Source organism: Flavobacterium sp. A45 (genome assembly GCF_002001005.1).
In the GTDB taxonomy this organism is placed as follows: domain Bacteria; phylum Bacteroidota; class Bacteroidia; order Flavobacteriales; family Flavobacteriaceae; genus Flavobacterium.
Genome location: NZ_MUNX01000116.1, coordinates 1 through 22,280 on the forward strand (window position 1 = coordinate 1; position 22,280 = coordinate 22,280).

14 protein-coding genes and 1 pseudogene are annotated in these 22,280 nt (G+C 34.1%); 14 read left to right on the top strand and 1 reads right to left on the bottom strand.

Going from position 1 to position 22,280, the window contains the following annotated elements; genetic code table 11:
- The first annotated feature begins 97 nt into the window (after nt 1-97).
- From B0E44_RS14630 to B0E44_RS14695, 14 genes and pseudogenes are all read left to right on the top strand, one after another.
- The gene (locus B0E44_RS14630; RefSeq protein WP_077376787.1) at nt 98-1,528 is read left to right on the top strand and encodes a glycogen synthase; all 1,431 of its coding nucleotides are present in this window, start codon (nt 98-100) and stop codon (nt 1,526-1,528) included.
- Nucleotides 1,518-2,798, top strand: a complete 1,281-nt coding sequence (locus B0E44_RS14635) for a glucose-1-phosphate adenylyltransferase (protein WP_077376790.1) — start codon at nt 1,518-1,520, stop codon at nt 2,796-2,798. The genes B0E44_RS14630 and B0E44_RS14635 overlap by 11 nt, the downstream gene beginning before the upstream one ends.
- A 278-nt stretch (nt 2,799-3,076) precedes the next feature.
- The gene (locus B0E44_RS14640) at nt 3,077-5,011 is read left to right on the top strand and encodes an alpha-1,4-glucan--maltose-1-phosphate maltosyltransferase (protein ID WP_077376821.1); all 1,935 of its coding nucleotides are present in this window, start codon (nt 3,077-3,079) and stop codon (nt 5,009-5,011) included.
- Complete coding sequence (locus tag B0E44_RS14645) at nt 5,008-6,645, top strand: trehalose synthase (protein ID WP_254423304.1); 1,638 nt, start codon at nt 5,008-5,010, stop codon at nt 6,643-6,645. Before B0E44_RS14640 ends, B0E44_RS14645 begins: the two co-directional genes overlap by 4 nt.
- Nucleotides 6,646-6,689: 44 nt before the next feature.
- On the top strand, nt 6,690-8,597 hold the full coding sequence (gene glgB / locus B0E44_RS14650; protein WP_077376793.1) for a 1,4-alpha-glucan branching protein GlgB: 1,908 nt from the start codon (nt 6,690-6,692) through the stop codon (nt 8,595-8,597).
- 166 nt (nt 8,598-8,763) lie between these two features.
- Nucleotides 8,764-9,579: a M48 family metallopeptidase gene (locus B0E44_RS14655; RefSeq protein ID WP_077376796.1), complete on the top strand. Its 816-nt coding sequence runs from the start codon at nt 8,764-8,766 to the stop codon at nt 9,577-9,579.
- Nucleotides 9,580-9,772: 193 nt separating this feature from the next.
- A pseudogene (locus tag B0E44_RS14660) lies at nt 9,773-10,279 on the top strand (MFS transporter); the annotation flags it as partial.
- Complete coding sequence (locus B0E44_RS14665; protein ID WP_254423305.1) at nt 10,269-11,084, top strand: hypothetical protein; 816 nt, start codon at nt 10,269-10,271, stop codon at nt 11,082-11,084. The pseudogene B0E44_RS14660 and the gene B0E44_RS14665, both read left to right, overlap by 11 nt.
- Before the next feature lie 11 nt (nt 11,085-11,095).
- Complete coding sequence (locus B0E44_RS14670) at nt 11,096-12,691, top strand: RagB/SusD family nutrient uptake outer membrane protein (protein WP_077376799.1); 1,596 nt, start codon at nt 11,096-11,098, stop codon at nt 12,689-12,691.
- Nucleotides 12,692-12,709: 18 nt separating this feature from the next.
- Nucleotides 12,710-13,753, top strand: a complete 1,044-nt coding sequence (locus tag B0E44_RS14675) for an IPT/TIG domain-containing protein (protein WP_077376802.1) — start codon at nt 12,710-12,712, stop codon at nt 13,751-13,753.
- A gap of 196 nt (nt 13,754-13,949) precedes the next feature.
- Nucleotides 13,950-16,823, top strand: a complete 2,874-nt coding sequence (galA, locus tag B0E44_RS14680) for a beta-galactosidase GalA (protein WP_077376806.1) — start codon at nt 13,950-13,952, stop codon at nt 16,821-16,823.
- 202 nt (nt 16,824-17,025) lie between these two features.
- The gene (locus B0E44_RS14685) at nt 17,026-18,261 is read left to right on the top strand and encodes a glycoside hydrolase family 27 protein (protein WP_077376809.1); all 1,236 of its coding nucleotides are present in this window, start codon (nt 17,026-17,028) and stop codon (nt 18,259-18,261) included.
- Between the two features lie 12 nt (nt 18,262-18,273).
- Nucleotides 18,274-19,239: a glycoside hydrolase family 5 protein gene (locus tag B0E44_RS14690; RefSeq protein ID WP_077376812.1), complete on the top strand. Its 966-nt coding sequence runs from the start codon at nt 18,274-18,276 to the stop codon at nt 19,237-19,239.
- 105 nt (nt 19,240-19,344) lie between these two features.
- Nucleotides 19,345-21,465: an ATP-binding protein gene (locus tag B0E44_RS14695; RefSeq protein WP_077376815.1), complete on the top strand. Its 2,121-nt coding sequence runs from the start codon at nt 19,345-19,347 to the stop codon at nt 21,463-21,465.
- A gap of 76 nt (nt 21,466-21,541) precedes the next feature.
- Here B0E44_RS14695 and B0E44_RS14700 read toward each other — a convergent pair whose 3' ends face one another.
- Nucleotides 21,542-21,991 carry a GNAT family N-acetyltransferase gene (locus tag B0E44_RS14700; protein ID WP_165688814.1) on the bottom strand — a complete coding sequence of 150 codons (450 nt, stop codon included), beginning with the start codon at nt 21,989-21,991 and terminating at the stop codon, nt 21,542-21,544.
- Nucleotides 21,992-22,280 lie beyond the last annotated feature (289 nt).

Here is a 22,280-nt window from a genome sequence, read left to right on the forward strand (position 1 = left end):
ATTTTATTTCACACTATAAAAGTATTAATTTTTTAAATTTTGTAAAGAATTGAGAGGTCTGGATGGATCATCATCAAACAAAAATAAAAGGGAATTCATGGAAATATTTCACATTGGAGCAGAATGTTACCCAGTTGCAAAAGTGGGTGGTTTAGCCGATGTAATTGGATCATTGCCAAAATACCAGTCCAGTGAAGAAAATAAGGTTCGTGTCGTCATTCCTTGTTATCAAACAGCATTTCGATCAGAGAATGATTTTGAATGTGTTCATTGGGGAAAATTAAAACTGGGTAACTTTAATTTTCCTTTTAGTGTATTGAAAGAAACATCAAATAAGTTAGGATTTGAGCTTTATTTAATAGAAATACCGGAACTTTTTGACCGTCCCAATATTTATAATTACAGAGATGATATCGAACGATTTTTATCGTTTCAAATTGCAACATTAGACTGGATTTTAGGACGAAGTTCAATTCCAGATATTATTCATTGTCATGATCATCATACAGGGTTAATCCCTTTTATGAAAAAGTATTGTCCAAAATATGATAAACTAAAAAATATACCTACGCTCATTACTATTCACAATGGATTGTATCAAGGAATATTTACATTTAATAAATTATATTATTTACCTGAATTTAATTTGATTAACATAAAAGAATTAGAATGGGGAAACTGTATCAATTCCTTGGCAACAGCTATAAAATGTGCTGATGAAGTTACAACTGTTTCACCAAGTTATCTCAATGAAATCAATCATTCAGATAATGGCCTTGAGACATTATTTCAGAGGGTTCGACATAAGTCAAGAGGGATTCTAAATGGAATCGATGTTGATGTTTGGAATCCAAATAGTGATCCAATGGTAGAAATCCATTATTCGATAGAAAATTTTGTCGAAGGAAAACAAAGAAACAAAGAACAATTATGTGCGCTTTTTAATATGAATCCAACAAAGCCACTATTTAGTTTTATTGGCAGATTATATAATGAAAAAGGAGCCGATTTACTTCCAAAGGTAGTAACATCAGCTTTGACAACATTTGAAAATGAAATCAATATCTTAATTTTAGGATACGGAGATGTCGAAATAGAAAACCAACTTACGCAATTACTTTCTGTTTATAATGGAAAATACAATGTATACATTGGTTACAATGAAGAATTAGCTCATAAAGTTTATGCAAGTTCTGATTTTATTTTAATTCCATCAAGAACAGAACCTTGTGGTTTAAATCAGATGTATGCATTGCGTTATGGGACAATACCAATAGTAAGAAGAACAGGAGGACTAAAAGACACAATTATTGATTATGAAGATAACGGAAATGGAATTTGTCATGACGAGGCTTCGGTAGAGGATGTTTGTGATTCCATTCAAAGGGCAGTTGATTTGTTTAAAAATAAAGAAAACATTAAACAAATAAGAATAAAAGGAATGAGTGAAGACCATTCTTGGAAGAACGTTAGCCAAGAATATTTAGAATTATACAATTTAATTATAGCAAAGAAATATGAAAGCTAAAAGAAAAAAAGTTATCGCTATTATCTTAGGTGGCGGTCAAGGTTCAAGATTATATCCCTTAACGGCGAGAAGGTCAAAACCAGCAGTTCCAATAGGAGGGAAATATAGATTGGTTGATATACCAATTTCAAATTGTATGAATTCTGATATATACAAAATGTTTGTTTTGACACAATTCAATTCAGCATCTTTGAATGCCCATATAAAGAACACCTATAATTTCAGTATTTTCAGTCAGTCATTTGTAGATATTTTAGCCGCCGAGCAAACACCAGATAATCCAACTTGGTTTCAAGGAACAGCAGATGCAGTTAGACAATGCATGCCGCACTTTTTGAACCATGAATTTGATTATGCATTAATTCTTTCGGGGGATCAATTGTACCAAATGGATTTTAATGCAATGCTTGAAGCTCATATTGATGCAGAAGCCGATATTACTATTGCTACTTTGCCTGTAAATGATAAAGACGCTCCTGAATTTGGGATATTGAAAACAAATTCAGAAAGTTGTATTGATTGTTTTATAGAAAAACCTGCTAAGGAGTTATTACCCGATTGGAAATCAGAGGTGAGTGATGAAATGAAAAGCCAAGGAAAACATTATTTGGCCTCAATGGGTATCTATATTTTCAACAGAAAATTATTAATCGAATTGATGTCTAATCCAGAAACAAAGGATTTTGGAAAAGAAATCATACCACAAGCCGTTGGGAATAAAAAATTATTGAGTTATCAGTATGAAGGTTATTGGACAGATATAGGTAATATTGATTCCTTTTTTGAGGCCAATATTGGCTTGACCGATGATATACCACAATTCAATTTATTTGATAACGATAATAAAATCTATACCAGACCTCGTTTATTATCACCTTCTAAGTTTCACAAAACAATGGTAGAGAGATCCTTAATTTCTGAAGGCTGCATTATTCATGCCAAAGCAATTACAAAATCGGTTATTGGAAACAGATCGCGAATAGGAGAGGACACTGTAATTCAGCATTGCTATGTAATGGGTAATGATTTCTACCAAAATATTGATGATATCAATGACGATAATAAAAATGGAATACCACTAATAGGTATAGGAGAAAGATGTTTTATTGATAATGCCATTGTTGATAAAAACTGTAGAATTGGAAACGATGTGTATGTAAAAGGCGGGAAGCATTTAGCTGACACATCAAATGAGTTATATTGTGTCAAAGAAGGTATAGTTGTGATACGAAAAGGAGCTATAATCCCAAATAATTTTATCATAAAATAAATATTTACCTAGAATTATCTGCCAAGATATTTCTAAAAGAAGACTAATTACACCAAATAGATAGTACAACTTATTGCACTTCGATTTGGTGTAACTAGTATTTACAGGCGACACAATCAATAACACGAAAGAAAAAGAAGTTATTCATGCAATTTGATTTATAATTCATAAAAAATTAAGCTTAGCAAACCAAATTAATAGAATATCTGTATTTTTTAAAAATAGTTTCTATAAATATTCAATATTTACTAAATTACATGATCAATTTAACTACTACTATGCAGAATCAAACCCGTATAATTATAGAAAATGTTTTGCCGCAGCTCAACAGCGGAAGTTTCGCCATTAAAAGAATAGTTGGTCAAAAAGTGATTGTCACTGCCGAAGTTTTTTCAGATGGACATGATGTTGTAGAAAGTTGTGTAAAATTCAAACACGAGTCTGAAGATAATTGGCAGGAAGTTCGAATGGTACATATTCAAAATGATGAATGGTCTGCTGAATTTCATGTTGAAAAACAAGGAAAATATACCTATTTCGTAGAAGGCTGGGTAGATTATGCATTAAACTGGCAGCATGGTACGGAACGAAAAATCAATGACAATCAATATGTGAAATCTGAGTTGCTGGAAGGCGCTGAATATGTTCGTGCTATTCTCAATTTGGTTGATGCTTCAGATAATGAATATCTTAATCGGTTAGTTTATTATTTCACTACAGAATCCGAATATGACAATGCTGTTAGAGAAACAAAATCGGAAGAACTTTTTCGAATTTTTAAAAAATACCCAATCCGATTTTTAGAAAATAAATCGATTGATTTAGAAATATATGTAGATCGAAAAAAAGCGCTCTTTAGTACTTGGTATGAATTTTTTCCTCGTTCTGCATCAGAAGAAGATGGAAAACATGGTACTTTTAAAGACTGCGAAAGACTATTGCCTCGTGTTGCAGAAATGGGATTTGATACACTTTATTTCCCTCCGATTCATCCAATTGGTGAAGTAAACAGAAAAGGTAAAAACAATGCAACAAATGCCGAATATGGTGATGTTGGTTCACCATGGGGAATTGGTTCCCATCACGGTGGACACAAATCAATTCATCCCGAATTAGGATCTATTGAAGACTTTAAAGAACTGGTACAAAAAGCAAAACATTTAGGAATTGAAGTTGCAATGGATTATGCCCTGCAGGCTGCACCAGATCATCCGTATGTGAAAGATTTTCCGCAATGGTTTAAATGGAGACCCGACGGAACGGTTCAATATGCTGAAAATCCACCAAAAAAATACCAAGACATTCAGCCTATTTATTTTGAAAGTTTAGATTGGAAAAATCTTTGGAAAGAATTATTGGATGTCGCTTTATTTTGGATTGAGGAATGCGATATTCAAATTTTCAGAGTTGATAATCCGCATACAAAACCCTTTTATTTCTGGGGTTGGTTAATTGCTGAAATCAAAAAGAAGCATCCCGATGTTTTGTTTTTGGCAGAAGCTTTTACACGTCCAAAAATCATGAACGAATTGGCCAAACAAGGTTTCAGTCAATCGTACACTTATTTTACATGGAGAAATTCTAAAAAAGAATTAACAGAATATGTGGAAGAGTTAACCCAAACGGAACAAAAAGAATTTTATAGACCTAATTTTTGGCCCAATACTCCAGACATTAATCCTTTTGCTTTGCAAAATGGAAATGAATCTGTGCATTTGCAAAAATATTTTTTGGCAGCAACGCTAAGTTCTAATGTTGGAATTTACGGTCCCGTTTTTGAATACATGATCAGTACTCCAATGGCTCCAGATAAAGAAGAATATTTAGATTCTGAAAAATACCAATACTACAAATGGGATTGGACTATTCAAAACAAGCTTACCACTTTAATTACAAAAATCAATACCATTAGAAAAGAGCAAATTTCGTTGCAACAAACCAATAATATTGTTTTTTGTGAGACCAATAATGAGCAAGTAATCGCTTATTATAAATTTGATGATGATAAGCAGGACGAAACTTTGATGATAGTTAACTTGGATTCACACCATACAGGCAAAGCTATGATTAAACTGCCTGTTGATAAAATTGGAACGCATAACATTCAGATTACCGATTTGATTACCGGAAACTTCTATTCATGGAATAATGAATGGAATTATGTAGAACTTCCTTCAGAATTGCCTTTTCATCTTTTTAAAATCCATAAATGATGGCTGAAAAAATTAACGAAGCCGAATATCAAAATCCATTTGTATTTCATACCAATTGGAGTGATGCTTTTGAAGACGAAAGTTTTGTTAAAATTTTTGCCTCCGACATTTTAGAAAATTATATTATCAATAAAAGATGGTATGGTGGTAAAGCCAGTACCCTAAAATATATTGAAATTGTACATTTTTTCAAAATCAATTCAAGTGAGAATACCTATTACGGCGTTTTATTAGAAGTAAATTTTAAAGAAGCCTTTTATCAGCATTATTTTATGCCTTTGGCTTTTATGTCCGAAGAAGATTTGGATACAAATACGGTTATTGCACCAGTTGTAATGAATGAACAGGAGGGCTATCTTGTTGACGCTTTGCATCAGGAGGATTTCAGAAAATTGCTTTTTGATAAAATAATTCATTCCAAAAAAAATGAAGAGTCAAAAGTAAAATACCATAAGGGAAAAGCGTTGCATGCAAAAGAATATATTTCATCTCATTTTATGGGAGTGGAACAAAGTAATACGTCCATAATATTCAATGATAATTTAGTTCTAAAAATTTTCAGGAGGATTTACATCAGCATGAATCCTGATTATGAAATAAGCCGTTTTCTTACTGAAAGAATGAATTTTAAACATTCGCCTGCCTATACAGGAAGCATTAGTATTGTATCTTCTGATGGAAATATTACACTCGGATTGATGCAGGAATTAGTTCCCAATCAAGGAGATGCCTGGAAATATATGCTGGAAGAAGTAGATCGAATTTTTGATAATTTGAATACTAAGAAAATTTCAATAAGCAAACTTCCGGATATAGATTTATTCAAAAGATTAAAATTAAATGATGTTCCCCATGAAATAATTGATTGGGCTGGATTAAGTATTTTCCTAAAAATCCAAACCTTAGCAACAAGAACTGCCGAAATGCATATTGCGTTGGGCAGTGATATTCATGAAACAGCATTTACGCCGCTTACTTATAATGGAGATTATTCTGTTTGGTTAAAAAACAGATTAACGTATCAGTTTCAAAACCGATTGAATATTTTAGAAAACAATTTGCATAAATTGGATGGTTTAGCATTAGAACTTGCCAATCAATTTTTGGATCATAAAAAAGAAATTAGAAAAGCATTCCTTGATTTTGACTGGACACAAATGAAATCAGAACGCATTCGTATTCATGGCGATTATCACTTGGGACAAGTTTTGGTCAATGGTGATGATTTTTACATTCTTGACTTTGAAGGAGAACCAGAAAGTACTATTCGTGACCGAAAAGTAAAACAGCCGCCATTAAAAGACGTTGCTGGAATGTTCCGTTCTTTTCATTATGCCATTTATGCGACCATCTTCAACAGTAATGATAAATATCCATACGAGCAGGAAGAACTTTTTAAGGCGGGAGAAATTTTATACAAATATTTTGTAGGTGTTTTTCTGAATACCTATATCGAAGTGGCTCAAGCCGGTAATCTGAATATTGGATATCAAAAAGAAATTGATTTTTTATTGAAATACTGTCTTTTGGAAAAAGCAGTTTACGAATTGGGATATGAATTGAATTCCCGACCGAGATGGTCTGTAATTCCGTTGACTGGAATTGCCAGTATAATGGAATTTAATAAAGTTTAATAATGATAATTGATTACAATTTCACAAGAAAATAAAATACAAAAATGAACAAAGTACAAACCTATTCGCTTTTTACAGATTTTGACATTGATTTATTCAAAGCTGGTAAACATTTTAGACTTTACGAAAAATTAGGAGCGCATCTTATAGAAGTTGACGGTGTAAAAGGCGTTTATTTTGCCGTATGGGCGCCATCGGCAAGAACGGTTTCAGTTGTAGGCGATTTCAATTACTGGATTCAAGGAGAACATTCATTACAGGTGCGCTGGGATTCATCCGGTATTTGGGAAGGTTTTATTCCCGGAATTGAAAAAGGAACGACTTATAAATATAAAATACAATCCAATAACGGTGGAATTATTACCGAAAAAGCAGATCCATTTGCTTTTTATTGCGAAAAACCGCCACATACAGCTTCTGTAATTTGGGATCTTGACTACAAGTGGAAAGACAAAAAATGGATGCAAACCCGTAAAGAACATAATGATTTAGACAAACCATATTCGGTTTATGAAGTTCATTTAGGTTCATGGAAAAGGCATGGAGACGAAAATCGTTTTTTGACCTATCTGGAATATGCCGAAGATTTGGTGAAATATGTAAAAGAAACTGGTTTCACGCATGTAGAATTCATGCCTATTATGGAATATCCTTATGATCCATCGTGGGGCTATCAGTTAGTTGGCTATTTTGCTCCAACATCTCGTTTTGGAAACCCGCAGGATTTTATGGTATTGGTAGATAAACTGCATCAGGCGGGTATTGGAGTTATTCTTGATTGGGTTCCTTCGCATTTTCCGGAAGATGCTCATGGATTAGGATTTTTTGATGGATCCAATTTATTTGAACATCCAGATCGTAGAAAAGGATATCATCCTGATTGGAAAAGCTTAGTTTTTAATTATGGACGAAATGAAGTCCGTTCCTTTTTAATCAGTAATGCACTGTTTTGGTTACACCATTATCATATTGACGGATTGCGTGTAGATGCGGTTGCTTCAATGCTCTATCTGGATTATTCCAGAGAAGAAGGGGAGTGGGAACCAAATATTTATGGCGGAAGAGAAAATTTGGACACCATTAGCTTCTTAAAAGATTTTAATGAAGCCGTTTATGCCAATTATGAGGGTGTACAAACAATCGCCGAAGAAAGCACCTCGTTTCCAATGGTTTCCAGACCTACATTTGCCGGTGGATTGGGGTTTGGAATGAAATGGATGATGGGCTGGATGCATGATACATTAGAATATTTTCAAAAAGAAACAGTTTATAGAAAATACCATCAAAATGATTTGACTTTTTCTATGACCTATACTTATACGGAAAATTTTATGTTACCACTTTCACATGATGAAGTAGTTTACGGAAAAAAATCTATCGCAGGAAGAATGCCTGGAGACGAATGGCAAAAATTTGCAAATCTAAGATTGCTTTATGGTTATATGTTTACACATCCAGGAACCAAATTATTGTTTATGGGATCGGAATTTGGTCAAAGCAACGAATGGAATTTTCAAACTAGCTTAGATTGGCATTTATTACAGTATCCTTTTCATAATGGAATAAAAAAGACAATCACCCAACTCAATAAATTATACAAAACAGAGCCTGCTTTACATGAAAAACAGTTTAGTCCTGAAGGCTTTGAATGGATTAATTATTCAGATCATGAAAATGCGGTGATGTCTTTTATTCGAAAAGGAAATGATCCGAAAGATGATTTAATAGTTGTTCTCAATTTCACTCAAGTAGTGCGTGAGAATTATCGAATTGGTTTACCAAAAACAGGAAAACTTACAGAAATTTTTAATAGTGACGATTCCAATTTTGGTGGCAGTGGGGTAAAAAACAGTAAAAAATTGTCGATAGAAACCAATCCTTATGATGGTAAAGAATATTCTACCGCGCTGTTACTTCCGCCACTAAGTGTGATTGTTTTTAAAATATCATAGATTTTAATTAATATAATAATCTCATAAAAGTCAAAATTTACTTTTATGAGATTGTTGTATTTGTCTTATAATTAGTAATAGGAAAGTTGATACTTTTGAGTTTAATTATATAAAAAATAGAACTAGTAAAAGTTGCATTTTTGTAAATATATTTAAAAGTAATATCATGAAAAAATATTTATTAATAGGAGTAGGTGTAATTAGTTTATTTTACTCTTGTGCCACAAATCCTATCACAGGGAAGAAAGAACTAAATTTTGTTTCCAACAGTGAATTATTCCCATCCTCTTTTCAACAATATGGAACTTTTTTGAAGGAGAACAAAATAATATCTGGAACTGCGGATGCAAAAAGAGTAGAACTAGTTGGACAAAAGATTAAAAGAGCTGCCGAAATATATTTAGCCTATTTAGGTCAATCCAATTATTTGAACGGGTATCAATGGGAATATAAATTAGTAGAGAATAAAGAAGTTAATGCTTGGTGTATGCCAGGCGGAAAGATTGTTGTTTATTCAGGAATTCTACCTGTAACTAAAGATGAAGCCGGTTTAGCTACAGTATTGGGGCATGAGGTTTCTCATGCATTGGCAAATCATGGTGCGCAAAGAATGAGTACATCTCAACTGCAAGAATTAGGTGCAGTTGGAGTAGCCGTAGCTACAGGTCAACAAAGTGCAGAAAAACAGCAAATGTGGCAACAATACTATGGTCTTGGTTCGCAAGTAGGAGTCATGCTTCCATTTAGTAGAAGTCATGAAAACGAAGCAGACAAAATAGGGCTTACTCTAATGGCTATTGCAGGTTACAATCCGGATGAAGCTATTGTTTTTTGGCAAAGAATGTCCTCTCAATCAGGAGGACAATCACAACCAGAATTTCTAAGTACACACCCATCTGATATTTCAAGAATGGCTAATTTAAAAGCTTGGATTCCTGAGGCAAAAGCAATAGCAGCAAAAGTTAATGTTTCTCATAAGTAATCATCAAGTGTGTTAAATATTTTTTTAGAACTATTTAGGCTATTCTTTTTTAAGAATAGCTTTTTTTTTTGATTCATGTTGAAAACAATAATAGTAATAATTTATTATTGAAAAATTAATATATGAAAAAGTCCTATTTTTGGTTATTCCAATTAAAAAATAAATAAATTCGCAATTAAAAAAAGATAGAGACATGGCAGATTTAGCAAAAGGAAGCAAAAAGTTATTAAACGCATGGGCATTTTACGATTGGGCAAATTCAGTTTATACTCTTACAATTGCATCGGCTATATTTCCAATATTTTATGAAGCTTTATTTTCAGATCGCGATCATTACATTGATGTTTTTGGGCTTCATTTAAAAAACTCGGCTTTAATTAGTTTTATTACCGCAGCTGCCTTTTTAGTTATTTGTTTTATTTCTCCTCTATTATCGGGAATTGCTGATTATGTTGGAAATAAAAAATCGTTTCTAAAATTTTTCTGCTATCTAGGAGCGTTGTCCTGTATGGGATTGTATTGGTTTAATCTGGAAAGTATTTATATAGGACTTGCTTTTTATTTTTTCGGATTGATAGGGTATTGGGGAAGTTTAGTATTTTATAATTCGTATTTGCCAGATATAGCTTTTGCAGAACAACAAGATAAAATTAGTGCTAAAGGCTACTCTTTAGGATATTTCTTTGGTTGTGTCACATTACAAAAATAATTTAGATGAAATTGCAAACGGAATTATTTTAACGCAAGAAGTTAATACTAACGGATACCAACCAGTAGTAGTTACCAATACAACGGTTAATAACCCTATCGGTATGTTCTATGGTTACGTTACCGAAGGAATATTTAAAGATCAGGCAACTTTAAACAGTGCTCCAATTCAGTTTGGTCAGCCAGTTGGAGTAGGAGCGGGAGAAACTGCTTTAGGAGATGTAAAATACAAAGATGTTAATGAGGACGGCAAAATAGATGCCAATGATAAAACATTTATTGGAAATCCTCACCCAGATTTGACTTTTGGATTTACAAATAATTTCAAATACAAAAACTTTGATTGTTCTATATTCTTGCAAGGATCTTACGGTAATGATGTTATGAATTTGACCAAAAGAGCTGGAACAACAAATGCATCTTTATATGATAACCAACTTGTAGATGCTTTGGATTATTATTCAGATACTAATACAGCAAGTAATAACCCAAGACCTATTGCAGATACAGCAAATAATAACTTATTGATTTCGGATCGTTTTGTTGAAGATGGTTCTTATATCAGAATTCAAAACGTTACACTTGGATATTCTTTGCCTTCGGATGTTATTTCTAAATATAGTATAACAAGATTAAGATTATACGGTACAGCTCAAAACTTGCTTACGTTTACTGATTATTCAGGTTACGATCCAGAGATTGGTTCATTTAATCAGAATGTACTTTTGTCAGGAATTGATAATGGAAGATACCCAGTAGCCAGAACATTTACAATTGGACTTAACGTAGAATTTTAAAAAAAGATAAAATGAAAAAGAAATTATTTTTAAATAGATATAGTTTACTGCTCGTAGCGGTAACGTTCCTTGTGTTAGGTTCGTGTCAGGAAGATTTCACAAATAGACCTGCAGAAGATGGGATAAGTTTGGACTCTTATTACAGCACAAATGATCAAGTAAGTTCGGCAACCAATGGGATGTACAGCAGAACTTGGTTTCAGATGTATAACAAATTTTGGTGGGCTATCGAAGTGGGTTCAGGAAACATGTATTCAGGTTCGCCCGATGTTAGTGGATTGAGAACTTTTTCTTTGAACGGAAGTGATCCAGAGTTGGTAAACGGTTGGTCTGCATTATGGGCCAATGTGCAACAATCCAATATGATTATCAACTTTTTGGCAAGCAGAGTTGGGCCAGATGTAGATAAAAATGTGTTGGACAATGCTATTGGTGAGGCTTACTTTATGAGAGCTACTGCTTATTTTGATTTAGTAAGACTTTGGGGACCGGTGCCTATTATTGAAAATCCTTTAGATTTCACCAGTAATCCTTATGTAAATACTAATACAGTTGATGATATATATAAATTAATAACTAGCGATTACTTAAAAGCTATTGATTTATTGGTTGCAAAAAACAGAGGAGCCAATTATGCAAGTAATGGTCACGTATCCAAAGGTTCTGCAAAAGCAATGTTAGCCAAAGTCTATTTGTATAAAAAAGATTATGCAAATGCCAGAGCTATGGCTGAGGACGTTATCAATAGTGGTGAATTTAAGTTGTTAGGTGGTGATGAATTGCCTGCAAAAAGTTTTGCCGACTTGTTTACTTATGCAAACAATAATAACGAAGAATCTATTTTTGCTATTCAATGGAAAGGCGATGGTTCTTATGGTTCTGCTAATAACTGTAATACACAATTTGGGTTTAAAGATGGAGATTTATCAACTTCAAATGCTTCATATGCAGGTGTTTTTGGACCTGGTCAAGAAATTTTTACTCTGTATAGTGTTGATGATAAAAGGAAACATGAAACAATCATGGTTGCAGGTGATACTTATCCAAACATGAAAACAACAGAAGGAATTGGCTTTACGGTTCCTGCGGATAAGGATTTAGCACAAGGATCAGGCGGGGCAATCAAAAAATATTGTATTGGTGTTGTAAATGGTGCTGCTACAGGTCCAGCCGATGGTTGGGCAATGATGGATAACAATACATACGTGATGCGTTATGCCGAGTTATTATTAATTCATGCCGAAGCAGTTTTGGCAGGTGGAGGAAGTACTTCTGATGCAGGAGCTTTGAAGTCGATCAACGCTGTTAGAAGAAGAGCTGGATTAAGCAATTTGACAAATGTAACTTTTGATAATATTTTTCTTGAAAGAAGAAAAGAATTGTGTTTTGAAGGTGACTATTGGTTCGATTTAGGACGTATCGATAAAGCAAAAGCAATCGCAATTATGTCAGCTCAAAATAGAGGAGACAGATACGGAGCACGTTACTATACTCCAGTATATAGCGAGGATCATGCAACAAATGATTTTTATATGGACTATCCAGATAATGAGGTGGCAAAGAATCCAAAATTATTGGATGCACCAGTTCCATATACCTTTAAATAATTCTTTAAAATTGATATTATGAAAAATATAAAAATAAAATACCTGTTGTCCATTGTTTCAATGGCCCTTTTGGTACTGGGTGTTTTCTCTTCCTGTAGTGACGATAGTTCCGATTCAGGTTCAGGGACGTTAACAATTACTAGTGTGGCCAAAGCCGAAGAAGGAGATTTAGTTCCGGTTACACAAGGAGATCCAAAAAATTACTATATCATTAGAGGTTCTGGATTTACGACTGTCGAAAAAATTTACTTTAATGATTTTGATACTTATTTTAATCCTGTACTAGTTACAGATACTGAAATATTTGTATTAATTGATGAAAAAACTCCTTATGCAGATGCAAGTAATAAATTAAAAGTTGTTACAAAATTAGGAACAATAGTTTACGATTTTGTGATTTCACCTCCGTCACCAACTTTTGGAAGTTTCAATCCAATTAATGCGACAGAAGGTGATGTTATCACAATTTATGGAAATTATTTTTTGGATCCGATTGTTAAAGTTGGGACTGAGACTGTACCTGTAATTTCTTCTACTTTAACTGAAATTAAAGTGAAGTTACCTGCTGGTTCAGACAAAAAATATATTTCGGTAACCAATATTTCAGGGACTGCAACCTCTGCTTATGCTGTTGGAACTGCAATTTATGATGATGTAGCTTATTATGGTTTTACTTTTCCGGCTTGGAATAATCATACCTATGAATCAGCTGGGTCTGAGCAAGGATTAATTCATATCAAAAAGAAAATGGAAGCTTGGGGCAATATACAGGGAGATTGGTCTTGGTATGATCAGATAGCAGATTACAGTGGCATCAGAGTTGCAATAAGAGCTGATAATCCAGGAGCGCTTAAGTTTTGTTTTAACGGAAATTGGGATGACAAAACTTCACCATTATTAACTATCGGTACAACATGGACAACTTTCGTTATTCCATGGTCAGCGTTAGGGAATGCAGATCATGTACAAAATATAACATTCCAGAATATGTCCAAAAATGCGGCAGGAGATGGAGTTGAAAATACATTCTATATCGACAATATTGGTTTTGTATTAAAATAGAATTTGGTTTTGTTTATTGAGTTAGTTTAAGATATCCCCTAATTTTTCGATTAGGGGATATTTTTTTTAGGGGAATTTGTATTCTTTCCTATTGCCGTTTTTTAATTATATTTTGAAAAAAAAGTATCACTATCTTTAATGTCTATTGACTATACTTGTAGGTTAAACTATTGATTCTCTTAATAAAAAACATTCAATGAAAAGTTTCAGTTCCATCTCTTTTATATTCCTTTTATCCTTTATTTTTAATGTTACTGTTTTTTCACAATCGGCTTCGAATACTTCTCCTAGAGAACATATTTCGTTGGACAAAGATTGGAAATTTGCTTTTGGTCATCCGTCAGATACTAAGAAAGACTATAATACAGGTACAGCCTATTTTTCCTATTTGGCAAAAGCTGGTTTTGGTGACGGCGCTGCCAATGCTTCGTTTGATGACCGATCTTGGCGAAAGTTAGATGTTCCTCATGATTGGGCGGTAGAGCAAGGTTTTAGTAAAGAAGCTAGTTTTAGCCACGGATTCAAAGCAATTGGCCGAAATTTTCCAGACAAAAGTATCGGTTGGTACCGCAAAAAAATAACCATTCCAGAAAGTGATTTAGGACGCCGAATTCATATCGCATTCGATGGTGTTTTTCGTAATTCCATTGTTTGGGTAAACGGACATTATTTAGGAAATCAGGACAGCGGTTATTTGGGGTTTGAATATGATATTACTGATTATATCAATTATGGAGGTGAAAATACAATAGCCGTTCGAGTTGATGCCACTATGGAAGAAGGTTGGTTTTATGAAGGAGCAGGAATCTATCGTCACGTTTGGCTTAATAAAACGAATGAACTTCATGTACCGGATAATGGCACTTTTGTAAAAACAAAAACAAAAGATACTACCAACGAAATTAGTACGCTGGTTACACTTGCAAATGAAGGGAAGACAGCAAAATCATTCAAAATAAACCAAACTATTTTGGACGCTACAGGAAAAACTGTTTCCGAAAAAGCAATAAATTCCTGCAGTTTAAATCCAAGAGAAACCAAAGATTTTTCGACCGATTTGACAGTGCAGAATCCTACGCTTTGGTCGCTTGAAAATCCATATTTGTATAAAATGATTACCTCGGTTTATGAAGGGGAGAAATTAGTGGATATTTATCAAACTCCTTTCGGAATCCGAACAATACGTTTTGATGCCAATGAAGGTTTTTTTCTTAACGGAAAAAATGTCAAAATAAAAGGAACAAACAATCATCAGGATCACGCAGGAGTAGGATCGGCTATGCCGGATGCTTTGCAGGATTTTAGAATCAAAACCTTAAAGTCCTTTGGAAGCAATGCCTATCGCTGTTCTCATAATGTGCCAACTCCTGAATTGCTTGAAGCTTGCGACCGTTTAGGAATGCTAGTAATTGACGAACATCGTATGATGGGTAGCACGCAGGTACAATTAGACGATGTAAAAAAAATGATTGAGCGCGATAGAAACCATCCTTCCATTATAAGCTGGAGCATCGGAAACGAAGAATGGGGAATTGAAAATGATATTGTAGGCGCTAGAATCGCAAGTTCCATGCAGTCGTATGTAAAATCTATCGACGCTTCCAGACCAGCAACTGCTGCTTTTAGTGGCGGAATTGGCAGTAACGGAATCACAACTGTTATGGATTTATTAGGAATCAATTACATAGTAAATAAAGATACAGATAAACAGCACAAATTATTTCCAAATCAATCCATTTGGGGAACCGAAGAAGGAAGTACGAATGCCACTCGAGGCGAGTATTATCGGGACAATCAAAAACACATCATGCCGGCTTATGATAAAGCACCAAGCTCCAGTTTTATTAGTATAGAAAAAGGTTGGAAACATTATAATTCTCGCCCGTATCTGTCAGGAATGTTCATTTGGACAGGATTTGATTATCGCGGTGAGCCAACTCCTTTCGAATATCCTTCCACAGGTTCTTATTTTGGAATGGTAGACCAATGCGGATTTTATAAAGACACGGCTTGGTACTTGAAAGCGTGGTGGCAAGACGAACCTGTTCTGCATCTTTTGCCTCACTGGAATTGGGCAGGAAAAGAGAATCAAAGTATTGAAGTTTGGGCGTATAGCAATTGTGACGAAGTGGAACTTTTTTTAAACAAGAAAAGTTTAGGCAAAAAGACAATGGAGAAAGACGGACATTTGGAATGGAATGTCAATTATACTCCGGGAACACTTGAGGCAATCGGGTACAAAAACGGAAAGAAAATCATAACTGATGTAGTGAAAACTACAGGTGTAGCCGCAGTTCTAAATTTATCATCTGATAAAAATATTATAGAATTTGTCAAAAATGATATCGCCATGATTACGGTCAGCGCCAAAGATAAATCGGGACTTTCTGTACCAATTGCTGATAACGAAGTAACTTTTTCAATCACGGGTCCAGGGAAAATTATCGGTGTTGGAAACGGAAATCCAACCTCACTTGAAGCCGATAAATATTTGGAAACCAACACGGTTTTGAATATTGAAAATCTAAAAGAAAAAATAGTAGCCGATTTCAATGTTTCTGAAGAAACTCAGGAAAATTTGGCAACCGAGTTTTGGCAAAAAGCCTTTACAGACGATCGAGATACAATTTTTGGCAAAAAAGTAAAAGCCATTGTTTACAGAACGGAGTTCGAATTGCCGGCGAATTATAACGAAACTGCAATCAGTCTTTTCTACAACAGTCTTGGCAAAAAGCAGTCTATTTTTATCAACGGACACAAAATCAGCAATGAAATTCCCGAAAACAAAAAAGGAGACAGCTTTGTATTGGACAAAAAAATCCTGCATTCAGGGAAAAACAGCATTGCAATTATCGCCCAGCCTTTATTAAAAAAATACAAATGGGATGTGGTCAATCAAAACCCGGGAACGATTCGAATAATCACCAAAGCTGAAAATTATAAGCGTAAATTATTTAACGGCTTGGCTCAGGTTATCATTCAAACTACTGGCGAAGCAGGCGAAATTACGCTGACCGCAACCAGCAACGGACTCAAAAAAACCGAAATAAAAATAAATGCAGTAAAATAATAAAAGTTAGTTGGGCGTGCCCCTTCGTAAAAACTCCGGGTCGGGCTGTACGTTCCCGCTTCCCGATGAAAAATCGGGAGAGCTCCACTGCCATCCCTCACGCAAAAAGTGCAGAACAAGATTATTTTGTTTTTAAAAAAATCTGCGTGCTAACATTTAAAAAAAACAACAACAAAAAGAAAAAACATAAACACAATCCAAAATGAAAAAATTACTTCTCAGCCTGCTTTTAGGCAGTATGACATTTCAAGGTTTCTCACAAGGAAATGTCTATAAACAAGAAACAGGAAAATTCGAAGGCTTAGCCATGACACCACCTATGGGTTGGAATTCCTGGAATACTTTTGCTACAAACATTGATGAAAAAATGGTCAAAGAAACTGCGGATATAATGGTTTCTTCCGGAATGGCCGCTGCTGGTTACAATTACATCGTTTTGGATGATGGCTGGATGGCCAAGGAGCGTGATAGTAATGGTGATTTAGTTCCAGATCCCGTAAAATTCCCAGGTGGAATGAAAGCCTTAATCGATTATGTTCATTCTAAAGGTTTAAAGTTTGGTTTGTATAATTGCGCAGGAACAAAAACGTGCGCAGGCTATCCAGGTACTCGTGGATGCGAATATCAAGATGCGCGTTTCTATGCCAAATTAGAAATTGATTTTTTAAAGTATGACTGGTGTAACACTGCAGGAATCAATGCTCCGGAGGCTTATGGAACAATGAGTAATGCATTGAAAAAAGCAGGAAGACCAATCGTTTTCAGTCTTTGTGAATGGGGTGATACTCAAGTATGGAACTGGGGAAAACCTATTGGTAATCTTTGGAGAATTTCCGGAGATATTTATCCTTGTTTTGATTGTGAATATAAACATCCTGAAAACTGGTCTTCCTGGGGATTCATGAAAATTGTAGAAATGCGCAAAGACATTCGTAAATTTTCGGGTCCTGATCATTGGAATGATTTTGATATGATGGAAGTAGGTAATGAGATGAATGATACCGAAGATAAATCACATTTTGCTATGTGGTGCATGATGGCTTCTCCTTTAATTGCCGGAAATGATTTCAGAAAAATGTCCAAAGAAACTTTGGCTATTCTAACCAATAAAGAGCTTATTGCTGTAAATCAGGATAAATTAGGAATCCAAGGATTCAAGCTTTCTGCTGAAGAGGGTTTAGAAGTTTGGGTAAAACCACTTTCTGATGGAAACTGGGCAGTTACATTTTTAAATAGAACCGATGCTCCTAAAAAAATCAATTTCGATTGGAAGAAAAATCCAATCAAAGATGTTGATTTTGGCTTTGAAGCCGATTTTAATAAAACAGTCTTTAAAATCAAAGACCTTTGGAAAAACAAAGAAGCCGGAACGACCAAAAAGAATTTCACCGCCGATCTTGCTTCTCATGATGTAATTACAATAAGACTAATTCCTTAAATTAATTTAGCAATGAATATCAAATATAAAATTATTTTGCTTTCGCTAATATTGAGCTTTAGCATAGCAAACGCACAATTCGTTAAAAAGCACGGACAGCTTAGTGTAAAAGGAATACAGCTGGTGGATAAAAACCAAAACCCGATTGTTTTGAGAGGGGTAAGCTTTGGCTGGCATAGTATGTGGCCACGATTTTATAATGAAAAGGCAGTGGACTGGTTAAAAAAAGATTTCAACTGCAATATTGTCCGTGCGGCAATGGGAATCGAAAGTGGACAGCATGCGTATGTAAAAGAGCCTGAATTTTCCAAAGAAAAAATTGAAGCCGTTATTAAAGGAGCAATAAAATCGGATATTTATGTAATCATAGATTGGCACAGTCATAACGTGAACTTGAAAGAAGCGGCAGCATATTTTGATGAAATTTCCAAGAAATACGGAAAATATCCAAATGTCATCTACGAGGTTTTTAATGAGCCGGATTACGAAACCTGGCCAGAAGTCAAAGCCTATTCTGAGGAAATAATAAAAGTCATTAGAGCAAACGATCCTGATAATATTATTTTGGTAGGATGCCCAAAATGGGATCAGGATGTTCATTTGCCGGCGGCAGATCCTATAATAGGATACGATAATTTAATGTACACCATGCATTTTTATGCAGCCACACATCAAAAACAGCTTAGAGACAAAACTGATGAAGCCATAAAAAGCGGTTTGCCAATTTTTATCTCCGAATCGGCTGGGATGGAAGCTACTGGCGATGGGCCAATGGATTATGTGGCATGGCAGGAATATGTAGATTGGATGGAAGCGAAAAAATTGAGCTGGATAACTTGGTCAATTTCCGATAAGGTTGAGACCTGTTCGATGTTAAAAAAAACAGCTAATTCCGAAGGTAATTGGAAAGATGAGGATCTCAATGAATCGGGTTTAAAAACACGAGAATTTTTAAGGAAATACAATGCAAAGAATTAATTTGCCAAACTAGAAAATCCAATTCTTCAAAGAGTTGGATTTTTTTGTGTTGTAAAATAAAACAGTATATTGCAAAAAAAAAATGATTTAATTCCCTGTGACTAAATGAAGTTAGCATTAAAATTAACGACTTATTCTAAATTGGTATTACTGATCATAGGGATTTGCACGCTATTTTTATTGCTGTTTATCTCTCTTTATTTATACACTGTTCAACAAGAAGAAGATGTTTTTAAATCTAATTCGGATCAGTACAGAACGGAGGTAAATCGTTTGTTTGACTTTAATTCAAAAACACAAATTGTCACCATAAACGACCTCACCTATTGGGATGCTTTGGTCAGTTTTACTAAGTCAAAAGATATTACTTGGTTTGATCGATATATAGTAAATGAATTTCCGACTTACGAAGTGGATTATATTGGGATTTATAACATAAATAAAAAATTTATTGCGCATACCTCAAAACCTAATTTCAAATCCAAAGATTTTATTCCTCCACAAGCAATGATGCATTTGTATGAAACCAAGTTTTCTCGGTTTTATATGAGGGTTCCCGAAGGAGTGGTCGAAGTATTAGGAGGAACGATTCATCCTTCTAATGATCCTAAAAAGGTAAAAACGAAGCCATCTGGTTATATGTTTATGGCTCGTTTATTAGATCAAAAATATTTTAAAAATTTAGAGGATATCTGTAGTTCCAAAATTCAGCTTTTAGATAAAGTGAATATGGATACCATTGGTAATAAAAAGGTAACTTCTGTAATAAAATTGAGGAACGCTGATAATATGGTTGTGGCCAAATTATTGTTTCAAAGGCCTTCGCATCTCAATTTTGAAAAAACCAAAGAGTTACTGCTGATTATAGTGATTGTAACTTTAATCAGTCTTATTGCTGCAATTCATTATTCCAGAAAATGGATTTATAAACCTTTGAGATTGGTTACTGCCATTTTGGAAAGCGATCGTGAAATCTCGATTCGTCTCTTGAAAAAAGAGCCGGGCGAATTCGGTTATATTGGAAATCTTTTTGAAGATCATAGAAAGAATCGGTTTCAATTGGAAAAATCAAAAGAAAAAGCCGAAGAAAGTGATAAACTCAAATCAACTTTTTTGGCCAATTTATCGCATGAAATCAGAACGCCCATGAATGCTATTATTGGTTTTTCGGATTTACTGATGGATGATAAATTAAGTGAAGATTACAAAAAAAAGTACTTAAAAATCATCAATACCAGCGGTAAAAGTCTAGTGTCTATTATTGAAGATCTGATTGAAATGTCCAAAATTGACGCTAAACAAATTGCGCCAAAATTTAAAGGATTGAATATAGAAAAGTGTTTAAACGAGTTATACAATACACTAAAAGTTACGATACCCGATGACAAAAACATAAAGTTCTATCAGTTGGGAAATAATTGCAAACTCCCAAATGATGTTTTGACGGACGAAATTAAGTTGAAACAAATCATTGTTAATTTATTGACCAATGCCATAAAATTTACCGATAATGGGCATGTTGCATTTGGTTGCAGCATTTGTCCAAATCATAAATTTTTGGAATTTAGAGTTGAAGATACGGGAATTGGAATCAGTGAAAAAGACTTAAAAGTCATATTTGATCGCTTTAGAAGAGTTGAGGACGATTACTCTATTTCGCTCAGCGGCTTAGGCTTGGGATTGTCAATTTCTAAAGCCTATGTAGAAATGCTTGGTGGAGAAATCACTGTAGAATCCGTTTTTGGAGGGGGATCAGTATTTAAATTTACAATTCCATTGCGTTATGATGAAGCAACTCAAGAGGAAAACTTTAGTGTGCCTGAAATAGCATACAATGAGTCTGAGAGCAAAACTATTTTAGTAGCTGAAGATGATAATATTAATTTTTTGTTGTTAAAAACCATATTGGAAAAGAAAAAGCATATTGTTTTAAGAGCAAAAAATGGACAAGAAGTTGTTGATATTAGTGCTTCAAATCCTAATATTGATTTAATTTTTATGGACATAAAAATGCCTGTACTAGATGGTTACGAAGCTTTTGAAAAAATAAAACAAGATACTCCAAACCGAATTGTAATTGCTCAAACAGCACATTCTTCCTCTGAAGTGAAAGAAAGTATCATGAAAGCAGGATTTTCGGGCTATATAACTAAGCCTCTTGATAAGGAAAAAATATTCGAATTAATTAATCAAGTGTTCCAAAGTAATACAGTTGGCAAGATTTGATTTTATAAATATGCTATTTTGATCTTCATAATTAATGTTCACGGATATTATCTGGAGGGTTCTTATTTTTATACAATTAGTCTACAGTAAGGTCGTAGCTGTATAAAAAATCCTCTCTTACAAATCCCATTTTATGATATAATCCTTGAGCTACAGTGTTGTTTTTTGCAGTTCTTAATCGTATGTCATGAGAGCCTAATTCTTTAGCTAATTCTACAGTCTGTAAAATTAATTTTTCACCTATTCCTTTTTTTCGGGCAGAAGAGTCCACAAATAAGTCATTTAGAATCAGGATTCTATTGAGTGCCAATGATGAAAAAGTTACATAAATTAGAGCAAAACCGATAAGTTTATCTTCATTCGTTTCATCTGAAGCTACAAAAATGGTAGCTTCATTATTTTCTAATCGTTCCTTTAGGTAAGCATAGTGCTTTTCGTAATTGGATGGATTTTTATAGAAAACAGCATATTGATCAAAGAGATTCGTCAATTGATCTAAGTCTTGAGTAGTAGCTTTTCGTATCATAATGGGTTGGTTGTTAGTGGTTGGAAAACTAAATTTACAAAAAAAATCTTTACTTTAAGAATATTGAAATTTAGATTACGGTTTCTATTTGTAAAATTCCCTTTTTTATTTTGTGTTTGAAGTAAAGTAATTGATCCTGTCAAAGACTTTTATTTTTAGTTTATCATACCCTATACCTGTAAAAGGGTAATTGTAATGGAGTGGTCTCTGGAGCATCTTGCGCAAATGCAATACTTGTAGTCAAGGCTAACACTAAAATGGTAATTACTTTTGTCATATTTAATCTGTT